Annotated in this window: 18 protein-coding genes; 8 read left to right on the forward strand and 10 right to left on the reverse strand. The window is 72.1% G+C overall.

The window, feature by feature from the left end:
• The first annotated feature begins 424 nt into the window (after positions 1-424).
• Entirely contained in the window at positions 425-1,285 is an 861-nt protein-coding gene (locus DNK56_RS22395; RefSeq protein WP_241990056.1) for a hypothetical protein, read from the forward strand.
• Positions 1,286-1,346: 61 nt separating this feature from the next.
• Here the strand turns inward: DNK56_RS22395 and argG are convergent, their stop codons facing one another.
• Positions 1,347-2,792, reverse strand: a complete 1,446-nt coding sequence (gene argG / locus DNK56_RS22400) for an argininosuccinate synthase (protein WP_111337469.1) — start codon at positions 2,790-2,792, stop codon at positions 1,347-1,349.
• A 156-nt stretch (positions 2,793-2,948) separates the two neighbouring features.
• Here argG and DNK56_RS22405 point away from each other — a divergent pair, with 156 nt between their 5' ends.
• On the forward strand, positions 2,949-3,500 hold the full coding sequence (locus tag DNK56_RS22405; RefSeq protein WP_111337472.1) for a DUF4396 domain-containing protein: 552 nt from the start codon (positions 2,949-2,951) through the stop codon (positions 3,498-3,500).
• Between the two features lie 29 nt (positions 3,501-3,529).
• Here the strand turns inward: DNK56_RS22405 and DNK56_RS22410 are convergent, their stop codons facing one another.
• The 3 genes from DNK56_RS22410 to DNK56_RS22420 all read right to left on the reverse strand — a co-directional run bounded on the left by DNK56_RS22410 (position 3,530) and on the right by DNK56_RS22420 (position 6,061).
• Positions 3,530-4,174: a dihydrofolate reductase family protein gene (locus DNK56_RS22410; RefSeq protein WP_111337475.1), complete on the reverse strand. Its 645-nt coding sequence runs from the start codon at positions 4,172-4,174 to the stop codon at positions 3,530-3,532.
• Positions 4,175-4,276: 102 nt separating this feature from the next.
• Complete coding sequence (locus DNK56_RS22415) at positions 4,277-5,158, reverse strand: LysR family transcriptional regulator (protein WP_241990057.1); 882 nt, start codon at positions 5,156-5,158, stop codon at positions 4,277-4,279.
• A 225-nt stretch (positions 5,159-5,383) separates the two neighbouring features.
• Complete coding sequence (locus DNK56_RS22420) at positions 5,384-6,061, reverse strand: type 1 glutamine amidotransferase domain-containing protein (protein WP_111337480.1); 678 nt, start codon at positions 6,059-6,061, stop codon at positions 5,384-5,386.
• A 327-nt stretch (positions 6,062-6,388) separates the two neighbouring features.
• Between DNK56_RS22420 and DNK56_RS22425 the strand changes: the two genes are divergently transcribed.
• Positions 6,389-7,123, forward strand: coding sequence for a type 1 glutamine amidotransferase domain-containing protein (locus DNK56_RS22425; protein WP_158564901.1), 735 nt, complete (start codon positions 6,389-6,391; stop codon positions 7,121-7,123).
• A gap of 286 nt (positions 7,124-7,409) precedes the next feature.
• Positions 7,410-7,706 carry a putative quinol monooxygenase gene (locus DNK56_RS22430; RefSeq protein WP_111337485.1) on the forward strand — a complete coding sequence of 99 codons (297 nt, stop codon included), beginning with the start codon at positions 7,410-7,412 and terminating at the stop codon, positions 7,704-7,706.
• 169 nt (positions 7,707-7,875) lie between these two features.
• Here DNK56_RS22430 and DNK56_RS22435 read toward each other — a convergent pair whose 3' ends face one another.
• Both DNK56_RS22435 and DNK56_RS22440 read right to left on the reverse strand, forming a co-directional pair.
• On the reverse strand, positions 7,876-8,721 hold the full coding sequence (locus DNK56_RS22435) for an MBL fold metallo-hydrolase (RefSeq protein WP_111337487.1): 846 nt from the start codon (positions 8,719-8,721) through the stop codon (positions 7,876-7,878).
• Positions 8,718-9,890 carry a hypothetical protein gene (locus tag DNK56_RS22440; protein WP_111337489.1) on the reverse strand — a complete coding sequence of 391 codons (1,173 nt, stop codon included), beginning with the start codon at positions 9,888-9,890 and terminating at the stop codon, positions 8,718-8,720. The genes DNK56_RS22435 and DNK56_RS22440 overlap by 4 nt, the downstream gene beginning before the upstream one ends.
• A 134-nt stretch (positions 9,891-10,024) precedes the next feature.
• Between DNK56_RS22440 and pdxR the strand changes: the two genes are divergently transcribed.
• From pdxR to DNK56_RS22460, 4 genes are all read left to right on the forward strand, one after another.
• Positions 10,025-11,473, forward strand: coding sequence for a MocR-like pyridoxine biosynthesis transcription factor PdxR (pdxR, locus tag DNK56_RS22445; RefSeq protein ID WP_158558484.1), 1,449 nt, complete (start codon positions 10,025-10,027; stop codon positions 11,471-11,473).
• Between the two features lie 282 nt (positions 11,474-11,755).
• Positions 11,756-12,838 (forward strand): guanitoxin biosynthesis L-enduracididine beta-hydroxylase GntD, encoded by a 1,083-nt coding sequence (gntD, locus tag DNK56_RS22450; protein ID WP_111337493.1) that lies wholly within the window; start codon positions 11,756-11,758, stop codon positions 12,836-12,838.
• Between the two features lie 91 nt (positions 12,839-12,929).
• A complete protein-coding gene (locus tag DNK56_RS22455; RefSeq protein WP_111337495.1) occupies positions 12,930-14,198 on the forward strand; it encodes an ATP-grasp domain-containing protein in 1,269 nt (422 codons plus the stop codon).
• Between the two features lie 36 nt (positions 14,199-14,234).
• Positions 14,235-15,581, forward strand: coding sequence for an MFS transporter (locus tag DNK56_RS22460; RefSeq protein WP_111337497.1), 1,347 nt, complete (start codon positions 14,235-14,237; stop codon positions 15,579-15,581).
• Positions 15,582-15,912: 331 nt separating this feature from the next.
• Here DNK56_RS22460 and DNK56_RS22465 read toward each other — a convergent pair whose 3' ends face one another.
• From DNK56_RS22465 to DNK56_RS22480, 4 genes are read right to left on the reverse strand one after another with little or no spacing between them, the layout of a single operon-like run.
• Positions 15,913-16,218 (reverse strand): acyl carrier protein, encoded by a 306-nt coding sequence (locus DNK56_RS22465; protein ID WP_111337498.1) that lies wholly within the window; start codon positions 16,216-16,218, stop codon positions 15,913-15,915.
• A 29-nt stretch (positions 16,219-16,247) separates the two neighbouring features.
• The gene (locus DNK56_RS22470; protein WP_111337500.1) at positions 16,248-16,886 is read right to left on the reverse strand and encodes an FMN-binding negative transcriptional regulator; all 639 of its coding nucleotides are present in this window, start codon (positions 16,884-16,886) and stop codon (positions 16,248-16,250) included.
• A 26-nt stretch (positions 16,887-16,912) separates the two neighbouring features.
• Complete coding sequence (locus DNK56_RS22475) at positions 16,913-18,409, reverse strand: leucyl aminopeptidase family protein (RefSeq protein ID WP_111337501.1); 1,497 nt, start codon at positions 18,407-18,409, stop codon at positions 16,913-16,915.
• Between the two features lie 22 nt (positions 18,410-18,431).
• Positions 18,432-20,381, reverse strand: coding sequence for a carbamoyltransferase C-terminal domain-containing protein (locus DNK56_RS22480; RefSeq protein ID WP_111337503.1), 1,950 nt, complete (start codon positions 20,379-20,381; stop codon positions 18,432-18,434).
• Positions 20,382-20,443: the final 62 nt, after the last annotated feature.

Genomic DNA, 20,443 nt, shown 5'->3' on the forward strand with positions numbered 1-20,443 from the left:
TCCGGTGGCATGGGGCTGTCGGACTCGGGTTCGAGGAAGATCACGTACTGGGCTGGCCGCCAGGCTTCGGCGTAGTTGCGTGACGTCCGGTTCCTGGCGATCTGTCAGGCGGCAGTGCAACTTGAACGTGACAGGAGCGGACTTCCAAGATCATGGAGTTCTCCCCGCCCCGTGATCCGAGTGGAAGACCGTGCCTGCCGACGCTTGTCGGCCGCGTTCTTGCGGGTGGTGCCGTGCGTCCGCCGTCGATGGCGCGCGTGCAGCCCTGGCCCGAGCTGACCCGAGGCACGGCCACCCTCCCCGTTCTTCCCCCTGCCACCGGCCGTACCGGGGGCAGGGGGGAAGACCACATACTGGTGGGGCCGCCGCACCGGGGGTTCGGGTGGGGCGGGGTGTCATTCATCCACGCAGCGACGAGGTACGTATGAGATCAGGCAGAACCGGCGCCGTGGCCGCGCTCGTGGGGGCGCTGGCCCTCTCGGCGCTCACGGCGCCGACGGCGCGGGCCGCCGGCACGGGGGTCGAGGTGTCGCGGATCGTCATCAACGGGGGGAAGCCCATCGTGGCGGGCGCCATGATGAAGGAGGAGCCGACGGTCACGTTCCGGATCACCCTTCCTCCCGGCTACACCACGGACGACCCCTTCGCGTACGACGGGGAGCCGTTCCTCTACCGCAGGAGCACGCCGGCCAGAGGCTACGACGAGGACGGGCTCCGGATGGGGCTCTACACCTGCTACGAGACGGCCCGCCGGATCGCGGACTGCGAGGGAACCCTCTCGCTCGACCACTTCCAGTACCGGCTGACCTCCAACAGCGACGCGACGACGTGGAAGATCGGCGTCATGAAGCGCCTCTGGAAGAGCAGCGGCGGGCTCCTGGCCGAGGAGTACCGGGACACGTCGGAGCGCGTCCAGGTCAAGCGCCACGCCAAGGCCACCGTCGACGCCGGGCCGGAGCCGGTGAAGAAGGGGAAGCCGGTCACCGTGACCGGAAGCCTCAAGCGGGCGGACTGGGTGAAGCACACGTACACCGGGGTCGCGGACGCCACGGTCCGGTTGCAGTTCCGGCCGAAGGGGACCACCTCGTACCACACCGTGAAGACGGTGCGGTCCAGCTCCACGGGCGCGCTGAAGGCCACCGTCACGGCGACGTTCGACGGTGACTGGCGGTGGAACTTCGCGGGCTGGTCCACCACGGGCGGCGCCGTGTCGTCCGGCGACTACGTCGATGTGAGCGGCGCCGGCGGGATCGTCCGGAAGATGAGCGCCCACCGGAGCCGGTGACGCGGTACGGCGAAGGGCCGGGCGCCCCCTCGGGGTGCCCGGCCTTCCGTGTGCCGTGGGGTCAGTCCGTGCCGGACTCCATCGCGGCGCGGTCCAGCATCTCGTCCTTGTCCGAGACCTCGCCGCGCGAGGCGATCGCCTCGGCGCCGCCCTCCGGGAGGGAGCCGATCAGGCCGGTGGCGGCGGCCTGGGCCGCGCCGATCGCCGGGCTGGCGTTGCCGATCATGCCCAGGCCCGCGTACTGCTCCAGCTTGGCGCGGGAGTCGGCGATGTCCAGGTTGCGCATGGTGAGCTGGCCGATGCGGTCCACCGGGCCGAACGCGGAGTCCTCGGTGCGCTCCATCGACAGCTTGTCCGGGTGGTAGCTGAACGCCGGGCCCGTCGTGTCGAGGATCGAGTAGTCCTCGCCGCGCCGCAGCCGCAGGGTGACCTCGCCGGTGACGGCCGTGCCGACCCAGCGCTGGATCGACTCGCGGACCATCAGCGCCTGCGGGTCCAGCCAGCGGCCCTCGTACATCAGCCGGCCCAGGCGGCGGCCCTCGTTGTGGTACTGGGCGAGGGTGTCCTCGTTGTGGATCGCGTTGACCAGGCGCTCGTACGCGGCGTGCAGCAGGGCCATGCCCGGCGCCTCGTAGATGCCCCGGCTCTTGGCCTCGATGATCCGGTTCTCGATCTGGTCGGACATGCCCATGCCGTGCCGGCCGCCGATGGCGTTCGCCTTCATGACCAGGTCGACGGCGGTCTCGAACTTCTCGCCGTTGATCGTGATCGGCCGGCCCTGGTCGAAGCCGATCGTGACGTCCTCGGTCTCGATCTCGACCGACGGGTCCCAGAACCGCACGCCCATGATCGGGTCGACGGTCTCGACGCCCGTGTTCAGGTGCTCCAGCGTCTTGGCCTCGTGTGTGGCGCCCCAGATGTTGGCGTCGGTGGAGTACGCCTTCTCCGTGCTGTCCCGGTAGGGCAGGCCGTGGGCGACCAGCCACTCCGACATCTCCTTGCGGCCACCCAGTTCCGTCACGAACTCGGAGTCCAGCCAGGGCTTGTAGATGCGCAGGTGCGGGTTGGCCAGCAGGCCGTAGCGGTAGAACCGCTCGATGTCGTTGCCCTTGTACGTCGAGCCGTCGCCCCAGATCTGGACGTCGTCCTCCAGCATCGCCCGGACCAGCAGCGTGCCGGTGACCGCGCGGCCGAGCGGCGTCGTGTTGAAGTACGCCCGGCCGCCCGAGCGGATGTGGAACGCCCCGCACGTCAGCGCGGCCAGGCCCTCCTCGACGAGCGCGGCGCGGCAGTCCACCAGCCGGGCCAGCTCGGCGCCGTACGCCTGGGCGCGACCCGGCACCGACGCGATGTCGGGCTCGTCGTACTGGCCGATGTCGGCGGTGTAGGTGCACGGGACGGCACCCTTGTCGCGCATCCACGCGACCGCGACCGAGGTGTCGAGGCCGCCCGAGAAGGCGATGCCGACGCGTTCGCCGGTGGGCAGGGAGGTGAGGACCTTAGACATAGGAAGAGTATGCATGTTTGCGCATGGTCATGCAACGTCGATCGAGGAACCCGGCGGAAGAGACTCCTGGGAATACCCCTGGGGGGTATATGGTTGTGCTTGCGCGGACCGGGACACCCGTCCCCGTAACCGCTCGCACCTACGGAGGGAATCGCGATGGACCACGCACACGGACCGCACGGCCACCACGCCGGGCACGCGGGCCACGGCGAGCACGCGGGCCATGGCGAGCACGTCGACCATGGCGGGCACGGGCACCACCACGGACACGGGCCCGTCTCCTGGCGCATGGCCGCGCAGGCCACCCTCCACTGCCTCACCGGCTGCGCCATCGGCGAGATCCTCGGCATGGTGATCGGCACCGCCGCCGGGCTCCACAACGGCGCCACCGTCGCCCTCTCCGTCGCCCTGGCCTTCGTCTTCGGTTACGCGCTCACCATGCGCGGCGTCCTGAAGGCGGACGTTCCGCTGAAGCAGGCCCTCAAGGTGGCGCTCGCCGCCGACACCCTGTCGATCGCCGTCATGGAGATCATCGACAACACCGTCATGGTGACGATCCCCGGCGCGATGGACGCGGGCCTGTCCAGCGTCCTGTTCTGGGCCGCGCTCGCCGGCTCGCTGGCCCTCGCCTTCGTGATCACCACACCGTTCAACCGCTGGATGATCGGCCGGGGCAAGGGCCACGCCGTGGTGCACGCCTACCACTGACGGGCGTACGGGCTCCGAGGCGTACGGGCTCACTTCCGCCAGAACAGGTGGTGCGTCACCCCGCTCGGGCTCGGTACGACATCCAGGTGGAACCGGTCGCGCAGCTCGTCCGGGGACTCCCAGAGCCGCAGCCCCGACCCCAGCTCCACCGGCGACACCGCCACGTGCAGGGTGTCCACCAGATCCGCGTCCAGGAACTCCCGGACGGTCGTCACCCCGCCCCCGAGGCGGACGTCCTTGCCCCGCGCCGCCTCACGCGCCCGGGCGAGGACGTCGGCCGGTTCGCCGGACACGAAGTGGAACGTGGTGTCGGAGAGCGTGATCGAGGGGCGCTCGTGGTGGGTGAGGACGAACACCGGGGTGTGGAACGGCGGCTCGTCGCCCCACCAGCCCTGCCACTCGTGGTCCGTCCACGGCCCGCGCTGGGGGCCGAACTTGTTGCGGCCCATGATCTCGGCGCCGATGTTGTGCGAGAAGTCCCGCGTCATGTAGTCGTCCAGGCCCCGGCTGCCGCCCGGCTCCGTCCGGTTGGGCCAGCTCGCCGTCGCCCCGGCCCAGGCGAACATCTTCCCCGGATCGACGTGCCCGAAGGGCCGTTCCAGGGTCTGGTCCTCGCCGGCGGCGACACCGTCCGCCGAGACGTTGAAGTTCTGCACCCGTAGCAACTGAGCCATGGGATTCCTTCCGGTCTTCCGCTGGTGACGAACTTCCGCTGATGACGAAAGGATGACGCACCGGGCGCCCCGCTGCGATCCGTCCGGCGTACGGGCGGCGGCTCAGATCCAGAGCTGCGCCTTCATCAGCAGATGGCCGTGCAGCAGCGTGAGGTCCGGGTGCGGCGGGCTGCCTCGCCGGGTGGCCAGGTAGAAGGTGTTCAGCGGCGGGATCTCCGGCTCGATGAGCGGGGTGATGCCGCCGTTCGCCAGCTCCTCCGCGCACAGATACGTCGGCAGGACCGAGATGCCGGCGGACGACTTCACCGCCGCGAGCGCCCCGCGCAGATCCGGGATGACCAGGGCGGGCGGGGTCGTCAGGGAGCGGTCGAAGACGGTGTGCCAGTAGCGCCGGATGATCGGCAGGGACTCCGCGTAACTGATCATCGGGATGTCGCCCAGGACGTCCGGGCCGTCCGTCTCCAGCCGCGTCAGCGGCAGGCGGGCGGCCAGTTCGGCGGAGGCGACGAGCACGAACTCCTCGTCCACCAGCGGAGTCGCCGTCACCCGGCGGCCGCGCGGGCGGACGGTCGAGATGACCAGGTCGAACTCGTCGTCCTCCAGGCGCTCCAGCAGGTCGTCGGAGAGACCGAAGGTGAAGTTCAGCCGCATCCCGTCCGACGCGAGGTCGCTGATGGCGGGGATCACGCGGGTCGTCGTCAGCTCGACGGGGCCGGCCACGGTCAGCGGGCGGGCGGCCGGGTCGTCGCCGAAGGCCCGGTCCACGGCGTGGGTCAGCAGGTCGATGGGGCCCTGGACCTCGCGGATCAGGCCGTCCGCGGCCTGCGTGGGCTGTGCGCCGTGGGGGAGCCGTTCGAAGAGCGGGCGGCCCATCGCCTGCTCCAGGTTGCGGATCTGATGGGTCACCGCGGGCTGGGAGAGACCGAGCTGCTGGGCCGCCTTGGTGAAGGAACCGAGTCGGTAGACGGCGACGAACGTGCGCACCCAGCCAAGTTGTACGGACAAGCCATCCCCCCGGAAGCTCTGTCCCGGTCCGGCGCGACCCGAACCGGCGGTGAGCCCGACCCTACGCGATCAGGTGATGACCGTCAGGTCCGACGGCGGCGCCCGGGGCCGCTTCCGGCGGGCCCGCACCCGCGGCGTGGACGGGTGCCCGCCGCGGACTCCGGGGTTCCGGGTCCGGGCGGCACCCGCCCATGGGGCGCACGGTCAGCGGGCGGCGAGCTGCTCGACGACCAGCTCGGCGACGCGCGCGGCGGAGGCCGGGTTCTGACCGGTCACCAGACGCCGGTCGGCCACCGCGTGCGGGGCGAAGTTGTCGGTCTTGGTGATCTTCGCGCCGCGCTCGGCGAGGGTGCTCTCCAGCAGGAAGGGGACGACGCCGGTCAGGCCCACCGCCTCCTCCTCCTCGTTGGTGAAGGCCGAGACCTGCTTGCCGTCCACGAGGTAGCTGCCGTCGGAGAGCTTGATGTTCACCAGGCCGGCCGGGCCGTGGCAGACGGCGGCGACCGCGCCGCCCTGCTCGTAGATCGCGGCGGCCAGCGAGGCCAGCTCCTCGGACCCGGGGAAGTCCCACATCGTGCCGTGGCCGCCCGCGAAGTAGATCGCGTCGTACTCGGACGCCTTCACCTCACCGGCGGCGGGCGTCGCGGCCAGCGCCTTCGAGGTCTCCGGGTCGGCGAGGAAGTCGCCGACGACGGTGTCGTCGGGGTTGATGCCGTCCTGCGGGGCGGCGCCGCCGCGCACGGAGACGTACTCGATCTCGTAACCGGCCTTGCGGAAAACCGCCGCCGGGTGGGCAACCTCGGGCACGTAGAAGCCGGTCTTACGGCCGGTCGCGCCGAGTTCGTCGTGACTGGTGAGGGCGAACAGAACCTTCGTGGACATGGCGGAATCTCCCGAACGGGGTCATGGATGAGGGGCAGGTCTCCGGCGGCGGCCGCAGGGGCCGCACGGGACGGCGCATGGGGCGGGACGTGCGTCCCGGTGGCCGGCCGCATTGCTGTGTTCCGGACACCCAGAAATTTAGGCACCGGGCGGACCCCCGGCAAATAGACGAAGTCATGACCCGCATAAGCATGCCTATAGGCCCATTGAAATCCACCCCTTCTTCTTGCGGGAAGAACGGGGGAGTGGGTTATGGTCTCCCTTCTGTACCCCCCGACGGCATCGGCCGCAGAGAAACAACAGCTCTCCGGCGAAAGTGAGGCAAAGGTGCCCACACATTCCTTGAAAGGGCTCATCGTCCTCAGCAGCACCGAGCGTCTGCCCGGTGGCCGGTCCGCCGGGTTCTGGCTCCCGGAGGCCGCCTACCCGTGGCGGGCGCTGCTGGCCGGCGGATGGGACTTCGAGTTCACCAGCACCCGGTCCGGCCGCCCGCCCGCGGGCGGGATCGACCGGTCCGACCCACCGCAGCGCATGTTCCTGGAGGACCCGGTCGTCCAGGAGCGCCTGGAGCACACCCGGACCCCCGACCTGCTCACCCCGGAGGACTACGGCATCGTCTTCGTCGCCGGCGGGCACGGCGCGATCATCGACCTGCCCGGCGACGAACGGCTGACCGCCTTCCTCGCCGCCTACTGGGCGAGCCGGGAGACCGCCGTGATCGCGGCCGTCTGCCACGGCGTTGCCGCCCTCCTGGACGTACCGGGCCCGGACGGCGCCCCGCTCGTCGCCGGGCGCCGGATGACCGGCTTCACCCGGGACGAGGAGCGGGCGGTCGGCCTGGACCAGGTCGTGCCGTACTTCCTCGGCGACGCGCTGACCGAGCGCGGGGCGCTGTACGAGGCGGGCGAGCCGTTCCGCAGCCATGTGGTGGCCGACGGCGCGCTGCTCACCGGCCAGAATCCCGCGTCGGCCGCCGATCTGGCCCGCCGGGCGGTGGAGCTGGCCTCGGGCCGGCCGCTGCCCCGGCACTGGCTCCGCCGCTCGGCCCCGGTCACCCGGTAGGGGCGCGGGAGTGGACCCGGCCGCTCGAACGCCACGTGAACCCCCTTCGAAATCCGGTCGAACATGGCTGGAAAAGTCCCCGGTAATTTGTTCCGGGGGCTTTCGTGATGGGGCGGAAAATGGCCATTACTGAAGTCTGTGGAGCGGTTTCAGGACGCCATAGAAGATCTTATTCCGGCAAGGCTTCACGCTATTGGCGGGGAACTGTTGACACGTGATCTTCTGAGGTTGCGTGGCGCCTTCACGAAAAGCGTGCGGGGTCTGTGCAGGAATTGAGGAGAATACTATGAGTGTTACGGTCGTGGCCCGCTGGATCGCCGGTGAGGGTCACGCTGACCGCATCGAGGAACTGCTCGCCGACATCGCCGAGAAGAGCCTCGCGGAACCCGGATGCCTGGCGTACAGCGGCTACCGGGCGGCCGGCGGCGAGCGTGAATTCGTGCTCGTCGAGGAGTACGCGGACGCCGGGGCGCTGGAGCGCCACCAGGCGTCGGAGCACTACCGCGAACTGGTCCTGGGCGCGGTGGTCCCGCTGCTCACGGAGCGGCACGTGGGCCGCTACACGGCACTGCGGGCCGCCTGAATCCGGCCCCGGCACGGCCGTAACGCCGGGGCCGCCGGAAATATGGTTGAGGCCGCAAACAATATGGTCGAGGCGGCAAGCGATTTGTCCGGGCGCGCGGCCGGGGTTTCCCGGTCGGGCGTTTTGCGCGGGCGGCGGCCGGGAACGCCCGCGCAAATCCCGGACCGGGTCAAAGGCGCCCCGCCGCGGCCGCCCGGACCGCCTTGCGATGACACGCGCGGTAGAACGCCAGCGCCGGGCCGGACAGCCCGGAGCTGTCCGGGAAGACCGTCTCGAACTCCGGACCGCCGGCGCGTACGGCGTCCGCGTACGCACCCGTCAGGCTCGCGAAATAGCCGAGGTTGCGGTCGAGCAGCGCCGGGTCCGTCGTACCGCCGTGGGAGGGGAGCACCTGCTCCGGCGCCAGCGACCGCAGGAGTTCCAGCGAGGCGACGAGCTGCGCCGCCGACGACGCGTCGCCCTCCCAGAGTTCGGGCAGCGGGTCCTCGGCGGCGTCCCCGGCCAGACACACGCGCAGTTGCGGAATCCAGACGGCGATGTGGTCCGGGGTGTGGCCGGGAGTGTGCAGCAGCTCCAGGGTCAGATCCCCGCCGTCCAGGGTCAGCGAGGTGTCGAAGGTGACGGTCGGGGCGACGAGCCGCACCCGGTCGAAGCGGTCGTCCGCCGCGCGCTTGTCGCGCCAGGTGTCCCGCGCCCGGGCCGAACGGACGCGGGCGGCGGCCGAGCGGTGGCCGATGATCGGCGCCCGCCCCTCGACGGCCGCGTTCCCCCAGACGTGGTCCCAGTCGGCATGCGTGTTGACGACCAGGAGCGGCCGCCCCCCGGTCTCGTCCGCGATCAGTTCCAGGGCGCGTGCGCACAGTTCGGGCGTGGCGAGCGTGTCGACCAGGGCGACGAACCGTTCCGTGCGGACGACGAAGGCGTCCACCTCGTCCGCCACGCGCAGCGCGAAGATCCGGGGATCGACACCGGGCAGGAGGTGCCGGTGGACCTCGGGGCGGGCCGGGGACGTCATCCCGGGGCCCCGATGCGATGGGAGCGCACCGTGTCCAGATGGCCCTTGAGGTACCGCATGAAGGGCGTGCCGCCGGTGCCCACCGCGGTGGAGTTGGCGGCGGACCGCTGCGCCTGCTTGTGCACGTACATCGCCGCGTACCGCAGATGCAGCTCGCGGAAGTCGGCCATGGCCGTGACGCACGCGTCGTAGGCGTCGACCGCGCCGGCCGGCCGGTGGCGCAGCAGGAAGCCCCGCAGATCGACCCGTGGCCCCACCTTCTCGATGAACGCCCGGTGCCCCGGCGGGATGTACGCGCGCAGCGCGTGCATGTACGCGGCGAGCGGGTCGTCGTCGCCGGCCAGCCCGAGGACCTCGTCCAGGAACGGGATGATGGCACTCTGCGCACCGGTCTCGCCGCCGAACCGCTGCGGTCTGCCGCCGTAGGCGTCCACCCCCTCGTAGACGATTCCGTCCGGCAGCGCCGGATTGTTGTCCCAGCCGAAGAGGTAACTGCGCACACGGTTGTAGTAGATGTACGGGTCGCAGCGCTCCGGCATCCGGGCGAGCGTGCCGGACATCACGCCCAGCCCCGCGGCGATCTCGCCCAGCGCCCGCGTGAGGGCGTCGCCGTCGTCGTCGAGGACGGCGTCCTGCGCGGCGAGCGACGCGCGCAGCACCGGTGCGGCGGCCGCCTCGATCGCGACGTGGACGAGGACGAACCAGTCGTCGTCCATCCCGCCGAGGAAGCCCTGGAGCCGGTGGATGTTGCCGAGTTCGATGCGCGGATCGTCGGTGAGCCGGCCCCAGTTGTGCAACTGCTGGGTGGCGTACGAGAGAACCGGCGGCCGGCCCAGCAGACCGGCCGCACAGTGCCAGGGCACCGCGATGTTCGCCGGAACGGCACCGGCCGGGACGTCGCCGCCGAAGATGTACGCGTGTCCGAAGTAGGACAGCAGCAGCATCGCCCGTTCGCGCTCGGCCTGACCGGTCAGCGTCGCGGGGTCGAGCGGGGCGACATCGCTCAGCAACTCCCGCGCCCGGCCCGCCGCCAGGTGCTTCGGCAGCACCGCGCCGATCTCGTCCCACTCGGCGAACCGGCCCGGCAGCCGGGTCAGCGGAGCGGCGTCGGGCAGAAAGCCGTTGCTCTCGCTGACGCCGTACTCCCGCGGCGACACCCTGCTGCCCATGCCGTGCTCCCACCTTCCGGGACCGGTGCCCCCGCGGCCCGGTGAGCCGTCGTTCCGAAGCGCCGAACGCCGAAGCTACCCTCGGCATGGACCTCCACCAATGGCCAATAGAAGGCAGATCGAAGATGCCACCTGTGGAACGGCCGTTACCCGGCCCGCGGGCCAAACCCCATCTGGCCGTGCCCGTCGCCCTCGACCGCGACGGCGCCCGTCCGCTCGTGGCGCAGCTCGTCGAGGCGCTGCGTGAAGCGGTGCTCTCCGGACTGTTGCCGGCCGGTGAACGGCTGCCCTCGACCCGTACGCTCGCCCAGGACCTCGCCGTGTCCCGCACGGTGACCGCCGAGGCGTACACCCGGCTGGAGGCCGAAGGGCTCCTGGCGGGCCGCTCCGGCTCCGGCACCTACGTCGCGCGGCTCAACCGGGCGGCCCGGCGGACGGGCACCGCACCGGCGGCCCCGGCCCCGGCCGCGCCCGACCCGGCGCAGGCGCCGCCGCGCCCCGCGTTCGCCCTGCGCACCGGCGAGACCGGGCCGGTGCACGAGGGCAGCGACGGCTGGGCCCGCGCCTGGCGGGCGACGGCCCGCACAGCGGCCCCGACCCGCTACCAGGACGCGGCCGGGCTGCCGCGACTGCGCACCGCGATCGCCGACCACCTGGCCCGGACCCGCGGCCTGGTCTGCGCCCCCGACGACATCGTGGTGACCAGCGGCACGACGCAGTCCATGGACCTGGTGCTCCGTACGCTGCTGCGCGCGGGCGACACCGTCGGCTGCGAGGACCCCGGCCATCCGGTGGTCCGCTCCCTCATCCGGGTCCACGGTCTCGAAGCCGCACCGGTGCCGGTCGACGACGACGGCGCACGGGTCGATGTGCTGGCCGGCCGCGCCCACGCGCCCCGGCTGATGCATGTCACGCCCTCGCACCAGTTCCCGCTGGGGGTGCGGATGAGCGTCGGCAGACGGCTCGACCTCGTCATGTGGGCGCGCGAGCACCGCTCCTGGATCGTCGAGGACGACTACGACAGCGAGTACCGTTACAACGGGCCGCCGCTGCCGTCGCTGGCCGGACTCGACCGGGAGCGGGTCATCTACCTCGGTACCCTGTCCAAGGTCCTCACCCCGGCCCTGCGCTGCGGATACCTGGTGGCACCGGGCGGACTGCCCCGGCGCATCGCGGAGTTGAAGGACATCGTGGACGGCCCGCTCAGCTGGCCGGTGCAGCACACCGTGCTGCGGATGCTCACCACCGGCGCGCTGGAACGGCGCGTCCGGCGGACCCGGCTGCACTACGCACGCGCCAGGACCGTACTGCGGGAGGCACTGGAGCCGGTCGCCGACCTGGTGACGCCGACCGGTCTGGAGGCCGGGCTGCACGCCGTACTGCTGCTGGCGGACGGCCTCGACGGCGCGCGGGTGGCGCGCCGGGCCGCCGAACTCGGCGTGGAGGTCGCCCCGCTGTCCGCCTTCCGGCACGGCCCGTCCCCCACCGAGGGACTGGTGGTCGGGTACGGCGGCCTCACCCCGGATGATCTCGCCGAAGCGGCCGCGCTGCTCGTCCGGGCGATCGCCGAACACCGCCCGTAGCCCGGCGGTGTCCGTGTGCGGACTTGTCCTCACACGGACACGGAGAGTGTTGGACTGCGGCGATCGGGGTCCTCCAGACTTCCGTGCAGGGAGTTCTCTCGTATACGAGGCGAGGTCCCGTGCCGGGCACCGCCAGCCCGGAAGCGGGAGGCGCCTCAGCCCTTCGCCGGCCGACCGGGGCGCGCCGCCGTTGCCCGTCGCCCATGTCGTCGGCCCCTCCGGGGCCCTACGGAGTCCTCCGCGCCAGCGCTTCAGACCTCTTCACGACAAAGGATCGTCACCGTGTCGAATTTGACCGTGCCCACGGCCCCCGAGCTGACTCCGCGCGCCGCCGACGGGGTGCCGTGCCTGGAGCTCACGGACACCGAGCGGACCCGGGTCCAGGACATCGCGGACCACGTGCTGGACACCGAGCCCGGCCTGCCGCTGGAGCAGCGGCTCGACCAGCTCTCCCTTCTCGCCCACGAGCTGCCGGCGCGGGTACGGGCCACCTTCGGTCAATTCCGCCTCACCGGACGCCCGTTCGGCGGCTTCGTGATATCGAACCTGCCGATCGACGAGGCCGAGGCCGGCCCCACCCCGCTCAGCTACACGGACGTGCCGGACAGCCGGGAGGCCCAGCGGGCCGCCGCGTCCCTGCTGCTGCTCGGCTCGCTCCTGGGCGACCCGGTCTCCTACCTCACCCAGCAGCGCGGCCGGATGGTCCTCGACCTCTTCCCGATCGCCGGCCACGAGAACGAGCAGCTGGGCTCCAGCTCCACGGTCAACCTGGAGTGGCACAACGAGGACGCCTTCCACCCGCTGCGCGCGGACTGGATCATGCTCATCGGGCTGCGGAACCACGACAAGGTGCCCACCACCTTCGCCCCCGTCCAGGAGGTCGAACTCGACGACCGGACCCGCGAGGTGCTCTTCCAGGAGCGGTTCGTGATCCTGCCGGACGAGTCGCACACCGCGAGCTTCAACGCCGGCACCACCGGCGTCGAGGAGGGCGACTGGGTCGCGGAGGCGTTCCGCAAGATCGCCGAGATGAACGAGGAGCCCCGCCGCACCTCGGTGCTCTCCGGGAACCCGGACTCGCCCTTCATCTGCATCGACCCCGCGTTCATGCCGCGCGACCTCGACCCGGAGGCGGCCGCCGCCCTGGACGCCGTCGTCAAGGGCATCGACGCCAAGCTGCGCGACGTCTCGCTCGCTCCGGGCGAGATGCTGATCGTCGACAACAAGCGGGCCGTGCACGGCCGTCGCCCGTTCGCCGCCCGCTACGACGGGACGGACCGCTGGCTGCGCCGCATCAACGTGATGGCCGACCTGCGCAAGGCGGAGGGACGCCGCTACTCCGACCACGGCCGGGCCCTGGTCTGATCCCGCTTCCGGCCGGCCGGAACCCTCCTTCCGGCCGGCCCCGCTCCGCCCGCCGACCCGCACCACGGTTCAACACGAGAAGGAACGTCACATGTCAGACTCGCTCCCCGGCACCGGTGAACGGCGTACCAGGGTCCTCATCGTCGAGCCGGTCTCCTCGGGCACCAGAATGGTCGAGGACGCCCATCGGCTCGGGTTCGAGGTCGTCGTGGCCAGCGCCGGGGTGGACGACCGCAGTCTGCCGCCCGGGTTCGAGGGGTTCGTGGACACCCTGCTCACCGTCGACACCAACGACGAACGGGCGCTGGCGGACGCGGTGACGGCCTTCCACGCCGCACACCCGCTGGACGCGCTCGTGCCGGGTGCGGAGTTCTACATCCCGGCCGTGACCCGCCTGGTGCACCGCCTCGGCCTGCCGGGCCTGCCGCTGGAAGCCGTCGACCTCGTCCGCAACAAGGCCCTGATGCGGGAGCGGACCGCCGCGGCCGGGCTGCGGGTGCCGCGGCACGTCCGGGCCGGGACGCCCGAGGAGGTCGAGCGGGCCGCCGCGACCATCGGCTTCCCGTGTGTGATCAAGCCGGTCGAGTCCTCGGGCAGCATCCACGTCCGCCGCGCCGACACGGCCGGCGAACTGCGCGCGGCCTTCGAGGAACTGGCCGGCGACCGCCGGCTGGACCTGGGCTTCGCCATGGACACCCGGGTCGTCGTCGAGGAGTACGTGACCGGCCCCGAGTTCAGCGCCGACGGCTATGTGCACGACGGCGAGGTCGTGGTCCTCTCGGTGACCCGCAAACTCCTCGGCCCGGAACCGTACTTCGTGGAGCTGGGGCACATCGTCCCGTCCGCCGTCCCGGCCCCCGTCCTGGACCGGATCACGGAGTACGTGCGGGGCGTCACCGAGGCCGTCCGCATCACCTCCGGCCCGTTCCACTGCGAACTCCGGCTGCCCGGCGACGAACCGGTACTGATCGAGATCGCCGCCCGGCTGCCCGGCGACCGGATCACCGAACTGGTCCAGCTCTCCACCGGGACCTCGATGTCACGGGTGATGCTCGCCGCCTACCTGGGCCGGACGCCGGAGGAACTGCGCGCGGAGGTCGGACGGCAGGTGAAGTGCGCGGGCATCCGCTACTTCACCGCCCCCGGACTGACCAGCTACACCGAGCTGAAGGGCTGGGACGAGGTCGCCGCGCGCCCCGAGGTGACGGAGACCGGCGTGGTGATCGGTCCGGGCGAGGAGATCCCGCCCCTGCACGACTTCCGCGGCCGCATCGGGTACGCGCTGTTCGCGGCCGACTCGCCGGAACAGGCGCGGGAGATCTGGCAGAGCCTCGGCGAGACGGTGGTCCCCGTCTTGTAGACGGCCCCCCGAGCCCCACTTCCTCACGGAGCCTTCATGACCCCCCTCCCCTCGCGCCCGGCCGGTGCCGTGCACCGCTACTACGCGCTGCGCGCGGTCGGCTGGATGACCGACCAGCTCATCCAGTTCCTGCTGCCCGTGCTCGCCTACCAGGCCACCGGCGAACTCTCCTGGTCCGGGCTCGTCCTGGCCGCCCAGTGGGTGCCCCGGCTGCTGTCGCTGCCGGTCGCCGGGCATCTCGCCGACCGGTATCCCGAGCAGCGCATCTACCGGGCCAACGACCTCGTGCGGGTGGGGCTCGGCGTGGTGGCGGCCGTGCTCACCGTGGTCCTGGAGAGCCATGCCTTCGCCGTCGTGATCGTCTTCGCCCTGCTGGCCGGGATCTGCTGCGAGCAGGTCCTCGTGGCGGGCGAGAAGCTGGCGGGCACGCTCGTGGCGCCGGAGGACATGCACCGGGCGCAGAGCGTGCTGAGCGGGATCGAGCAGGGCACGCTGCTGCTGGCTCCCGTCGTCGGCGGGGCCCTGCTGCTGACCGGCCCGCTGCCGATCGTGGTGGTGGTCGCGAGCCTGTTCGGGGTGAGCCTGCTGCTCAGCCTCGGCCTGCCGCGCGCGGAACGGACCGCCGCGGCAGGCCCGGTCCCGGTCCCGGTCCTCGCCCCGGACCCGGTTCCGGGCGAGGGGAAGGGCGGGGGCAGGGGTTCCGCGGCGCGCCGGCTGCTGGGGGACTCGGTGACCGGAATCCGCAACGTGGTGCGGATTCCGGTGCTCAGGACCATCGTCCTGGCCACCATGTGCGTCAACATCATGCTGGGCCTGATCCAGGGCGTGGCCCCCGCCCTCGCGGACCGCTACGGCCACAACGAGGGCGCGCTGGGCCTCGTGTACTCGGCCGCCGGGCTGGTGGCCATGGTGACGCTGACCGCGGCGCCCCGGCTGATCCGGAGCTTCGGCTTCCTGGCGGTGGCCGCCGTCAGCACGGTGGTGCAGGGCGTCGTCTTCATCGCGCTGGGCCCCACCACCGGATTCCTCTTCTTCGCCGCCCTGGTCGCGGTGTTCATGGCGGGTGACAGCGTGTTCAGCGTCGTCATCCGCACGCTGCGGCTGCGGGTCGTGGTCAGCGAGGAGTTCGGGCGTACGGTCGCCGCCGTTTCCCTGCTGAACTTCCTGTCGCTGCCCCTGGCCGGTGGACTGCTCGCGGTGACCGGCCACGCGGTGCCGCTCGTGGTGCTCATCCCGGTGGTCGGCGCGGCGGCGATGGCCTGCCTCGCGGTGCTGATGGTGCGGCTCAAGCGGTACATGGCCGCCGAGCCGGCTCTGTACGCGACCGAGCGGCCCGCCGTCGAGGCGGACGGGCCGGACCGGGCCGCACATCCCGCCATGTGAGTTCATAGGCTGTTTTGGTTGCGAAATTATGTACCGATCCTCGAATATGGATGCGGCGTGACCGGGGTCGTGTTCAAGCGACTACTCTGCGTCACTCTCGCTGCGGCGTGCGGACGCCGGGCGATCTTCGTCGACCACGAAGTGGGGGAATGGCTCAAATGAGTACTGGGCAAAGTCTAGTGACTGCAGTGCGTGAAGGCGGCCGGGATGTTGCGGCGATGAACGGCGGTCCCGGCGGCGTCATCGTTCTCGGCGACCTGATCTGGGGCTGAGCCAACGGCCTCTCACGGCCTGCATATCTATGCAGGCCGTGAGGGCTGGGCGCGGCCTGTCACAGTTCGCCGACCTCACGGTCGGAGCCGGCCGCGGACAGCTCCCGCACATGGCGGACCAGTCCGCCGAGCGTGGGGTTCTCGACCACCGCGAGCATCGAGAGCGGGACGTCCAGCTCCTCCGAGAGGACCGTGACCATCCGCATCGCCAGGAGCGACGAGGCGCCCAGCGAGAAGAAGTTGTCGTCGTCCTCGATCCGCAGGCCGGGCTCTGCGAACAGATCACGCCAGACCGCCGAGATCCGTTCGCGGACCTCCTCGTGCGTCGTCTCGGCGGTGAGGGGCGGCAGGGGGTGTGCGGGCATCGAAGAGCCTTTCTCGTCACGTCCGTTGTTCAGCCGAGTCGTTCGGCGTTGTGCGTGTGGAGCTGGTCCGCGAAGTGCGCCGCGGAGTCGAAGGGGCGGCTGCGGAAGGAGTCGATCTGCGCGACGACGTCCTCCTCCTTCTTGTTCTGGCCGAACTTGAAGATGGCGTCGATCCGGTCGATGGGCAGCTCGAAGGCGACGATCATCGTGCGGAACCGCTCCACCAGCTCGCGCGGCACCCGGTCCAGCGTCCAGGGCTCCTTCGGCAGCCGGCGGGCCTCCTCCGCCGCGATCAGGTCCTCCAGCTGCCGGAACTCCTCCTCCGGGTCCAGGAGCCGGGGCCGCCCGTAGACGTGCACCGCCGCGTAGTTCCAGGTGGGGAAGTGCGTCTCGGTCGCGTAGTCGTCGGGGCAGATGTACGCGTGCGGCCCGACGAACGCGGCCATCACCTCGGCGCCCTCCGCGAGGACCGGCACCACCGGATTGACCTTGGCCAGATGGGCGCGGAGCCGGCCGCGCGAGCCCTGCCCCCTGTCGAGCACGAAGGGGATGTGCGTGCCGTGCGGCCTGCCGTCCACCGTCGCGGTGAGCATGCCGAAGGGGTGGGCCTCGATCAGCCCGTGCTGCTGGGCGAGTTCCTCGGAACGGTACAGCTCAGGTGCGTACATGGATGATCCTCGGGAGATGGGGCGGCTCAGCGGGGGCAGAGCCAGCGGGCCAGGGTGCCGGCGCCGTACCCGGTGGCACCCGCGTTGTAGTAGCCGTCGATCCTGGGGGACCACGCCGGTTCGGTGATCTCCAGATGGGCCCAGCCGGACGCCGGGGCGAACCGGCGCAGGAAGGCGGCGGCCGTGGCGGCGTCCCCGCTCTCCGGCCCGGCGGCCCGCAGATTGGCGAACGGCGCCCACAACTCGTCGTCGTACTCGTCGACCAGCGGGAGCCGCCACAGCAGTTCCCCCGCACCGCGACCGGCCGCGACGAGATCCGCCGCGAGCGCGTCGTGGGTGCTCCACAGCCCGGCCGCCTTCGGGCCGAGGGCCGCCGCGACGGGCAGGCCGAGCGCGGAGACGCTGACCGTACGGGCCGCCCCCAGCCGCTTGGCCAGATGCAGGGCGTCCGCCAGCAGCAGCCGGCCGTGCGCGTCCTCGTGGTTGACCTCGACCGTGGCGCCGGAGGCCGTCGTGACCAGGTCACCCACCCGCAGCGCGCCCGGCCCCGCGGCCTTCGCCGTCGCCGGGATCAGCAGCTGGACCTCCGTCCGGCCACCGAGCGCGGCCAGCGCCGCCGCCGCGCCGAGCACCGCACCGGCGCCCGCCATGTACTTCTTCGCACCCTGGACCGCGCCGCCGGACCGGAGCACACCCCGGTCGTCATGGGTCAGGCCCAGGCCGATCAGGGCGACGGGCGGACCTTCCGGGGCGGCGGGCCGGTAGCCCAGCCGGATGAACCGCGCCGGGTCCGCGCTGCCGGCCGCCGCGGCGGCGAAGCCGGTCAGCCCCTGCTCGGCGCCCTGGTCCGCGTCCCACACGTCGAGCGAGAACCGGTCGTCGGCGGCGGCGATCGCCGCCGCCTCACGGGCCAGCCGCTCGGGGGTGATCAGATTGGCCGGCGCGGCCACCAGCTCGCGGGCCAGCACCACGGCGTCGGTGAACACCCCGGCGCGGCGCAGCAGGTCCTCCGGCGCCGCACAGCCGAGCAGTTCGGCGCTCTCCGGCTCCCTCGGCAGGTCGGAGCCGTAGTCCGCGCGGAACCGGTCGGGCAGCACGTTCCACCGGCCGCAGTGGACGGCCAGGCTCAGCCCCTCCACGAGGTGCTCGACGATCTCCTCCCCGCCGGCCCGCCAGGACGCGAGCGCCACCGCCACCCGCCGGTTGGGTCCGGTGGTCAGGGTCCGGGCCAGGGCGGCGCCGGCCCGCCGCGCGGTGTGCGGCGTCACCTCGTCGCGCCGGCCCAGACCGATCAGCACCAGACGCTCGCACCGGCCCGGCACCCCGGGCCCCGTCACCAGCTCGTCGCGGGCCGCGCCGAACGAGTCGTACGCGAGCAGCCGGGCGACGGCCCCGCCGAGCGCGGCGTCGACACCGCTCAGCCACGGTTGGTCCGCCGGTGCCCCGCCCTCGTCGTACACGCCCAGGGCGAGCACGTCACCGGTCCAGTCGCCGGGCGCCGTCTCACAGGTCGTCAGTTTCATGGTTCCTCCCCGGAGACGGAGTTCAGGCGCGGGTGATGCGCAGGCCGGCCAGGTACAGCACGTCGAGTCCGGTCTTCAGGAAGAGGTCGAGCGCCTCCTCGGGCCGTTCGACGATCGGCTCCCCGGGGCCGTTGAGGGAGGTGTTCATCACCACGGGCACGCCCGTCCGGCGGTGGAAGGCGGCGATCGCCGCGTGGTAGCCGCCTGCCGAGGCGTCCACGGTCTGGATACGCGCGGTGCCGTCCACATGGGTCACGGCGGGTATCCCCGTCTGCCGCACCGTCGCGTTGAACAGCATGTACGGGGAGGGCAGCGGCACGTCCCCGAACCAGTCCGCCGCGTGCTCGGCGAGCACCGCGGGGGCGAACGGCCGCCACGCCTCACGGCTCTTGACCCGGTTCACCCGCGGCCAGTTCTCCGCGTTGCGCGGGTCGGCCAGGATCGACCGGTGGCCGAGCGCCCGCGGCCCCGCCTCGCTGCCCCCGTCGAACCAGGCCACCACGCGGTCGGCGACCAGATCGTCCGCCACCCGCTCCGCGACCGCCTCGCCGCCGCCCGGGTCCTCGACCGCGATCCGGTCGCCGGCGGCGGCGATCGCCGCGGCGATGCCCGCGGCCGTGGGGGGCGTGCCGAGGTAGGGCGAGGGGAAACGGCCGCCGTCGGCCGCGGCCGGGACCGGATGGTCGAGGATCGAGTGGTGGACGGCGAGCGCCGCGCCGATCGCGATGCCGCCGTCGTCGCAGGCGGGTTCGACGAAGACGCGCCGGAAGGGCCCCTCCTGGGCGATCTGGGTGTTGGACGGGCAGTTGAGCGCGGTGCCGCCGGACATGCAGAGCGCGGGCACCGCGAGGCCGGCCGCGCCCAGCGAGGCGTGCAGCGTACGCACCGCCTCCATCCGCACCTCCTCGAAGAGCTTCTGGGTGCTGGCCGCCACATCGGCGTTGACCGGGGCGGTCGCCTGCTCCGGGTCGCCGTACGGGGCGAGGTCGTACCCCATGCGCTCGGCCTCCCGGCGGCAGTGCCGCAGCCAGGCCGTCGCCACGTCCATCGGGAAGCGTTCGCGCAGGTCGGCGTGGTTGCCCAGGAACCGGGACGAGTAGAAGCGCGGGCGCCCGTAGGCGGCCAGGCCCATCAGCTTCCCGGCCGGGCCGACCAGGCCGAGGCCCAGCGCGGCGCCCACCCGGTCGTACAGGCCGCCCAGGCCCAGGTGGTGCGGGGCGAGCGGGTACAGCGCCTGCTCCCGGCCCAGGTAGAACATGCCGCTGTGGTAGCTCTCGCCCTCGGCGTAGCCGTCGTGCGTGAACACCGCGGCCTCCCGGAACCCGGAGGCGTAGTACACGCTCCCCGCGTGCGCCAGGTGGTGGTGGACGGCGTATCCGGGGATCGTGGTCCCGTCGAGCGTCACCCGCACCGGCAGGTGGAAGCCGTACCGGTTCCGCTCGTCGGCCGACACGGGCGTGGCCGCCAGCTCCGCGAGACCGCGGGTGCCCGCCCACTCGGGCACGGTGACGTAGTCGTCGACCCACGGGACGAACGGCACGTCCGCCCGGCTCAGCGTCGTGTGCTCCGGGTACAGGCGCGCGTAGGAGCGGCCCAGCCAGGTCGCGGACAGGCCGGGGTCGTAGAGGAAGTCGAGCAGGGTGCCGCCGCCCCGCCGTCCGGCCGCGCCGGGCTCCTCCTCCAGCAGCGTGCAGGGCCGGCCGAACGGGTCGTCCGCCGCGTAGGCGACGGACAGCGCCGCCGGGTCGTCGACGATCAGCTCCACCCCCTGGGTCGAGCAGACCGCGACCGCGTCCACCTCGTCGGCCCGCAGGCCGGCCCCGTCCAGGGCCCGGCGCACGGTGGCCACGTCGAGGGTGGCCGCGTGCTTGACCCGGGTGTGCCGCTCCCGCAGCACGTAGGAGACGACGGCCCCGTCACGAAGGACGGAGACGGCCGCGTCGTGGCCGAAATGAAGACCTAGGACGATCATCGAATCTCCAAGTGCTGCGCCCGGACGGGCGCGTCGATCGGTCTGCGAGAGGGGGTCGCCCC

This window comes from Streptomyces sp. AC1-42W (genome assembly GCF_003248355.1).
Taxonomy (GTDB): Bacteria; Actinomycetota; Actinomycetes; order Streptomycetales; family Streptomycetaceae; genus Streptomyces.

Excerpts from the sequence above, each read along its gene's own strand:
- DNK56_RS22395 (WP_241990056.1), top strand. The coding sequence starts at position 425 with ATGAGATCAGGCAGAACCGGCGCCGTGGCCGCGCTCGTGGGGGCGCTG.
- DNK56_RS22460 (WP_111337497.1), top strand. The coding sequence starts at position 14,235 with ATGACCCCCCTCCCCTCGCGCCCGGCCGGTGCCGTGCACCGCTACTAC.
- DNK56_RS22470 (WP_111337500.1), bottom strand. The coding sequence starts at position 16,886 with ATGTACGCACCTGAGCTGTACCGTTCCGAGGAACTCGCCCAGCAGCAC.
- DNK56_RS22480 (WP_111337503.1), bottom strand. The coding sequence starts at position 20,381 with ATGATCGTCCTAGGTCTTCATTTCGGCCACGACGCGGCCGTCTCCGTC.
- DNK56_RS22435 (WP_111337487.1), bottom strand. The coding sequence starts at position 8,721 with ATGACGTCCCCGGCCCGCCCCGAGGTCCACCGGCACCTCCTGCCCGGT.
- DNK56_RS22420 (WP_111337480.1), bottom strand. The coding sequence starts at position 6,061 with ATGTCCACGAAGGTTCTGTTCGCCCTCACCAGTCACGACGAACTCGGC.
- DNK56_RS22430 (WP_111337485.1), top strand. The coding sequence starts at position 7,410 with ATGAGTGTTACGGTCGTGGCCCGCTGGATCGCCGGTGAGGGTCACGCT.
- DNK56_RS22475 (WP_111337501.1), bottom strand. The coding sequence starts at position 18,409 with ATGAAACTGACGACCTGTGAGACGGCGCCCGGCGACTGGACCGGTGAC.
- DNK56_RS22405 (WP_111337472.1), top strand. The coding sequence starts at position 2,949 with ATGGACCACGCACACGGACCGCACGGCCACCACGCCGGGCACGCGGGC.
- DNK56_RS22465 (WP_111337498.1), bottom strand. The coding sequence starts at position 16,218 with ATGCCCGCACACCCCCTGCCGCCCCTCACCGCCGAGACGACGCACGAG.
- DNK56_RS22410 (WP_111337475.1), bottom strand. The coding sequence starts at position 4,174 with ATGGCTCAGTTGCTACGGGTGCAGAACTTCAACGTCTCGGCGGACGGT.
- DNK56_RS22440 (WP_111337489.1), bottom strand. The coding sequence starts at position 9,890 with ATGGGCAGCAGGGTGTCGCCGCGGGAGTACGGCGTCAGCGAGAGCAAC.
- DNK56_RS22455 (WP_111337495.1), top strand. The coding sequence starts at position 12,930 with ATGTCAGACTCGCTCCCCGGCACCGGTGAACGGCGTACCAGGGTCCTC.
- argG (WP_111337469.1), bottom strand. The coding sequence starts at position 2,792 with ATGTCTAAGGTCCTCACCTCCCTGCCCACCGGCGAACGCGTCGGCATC.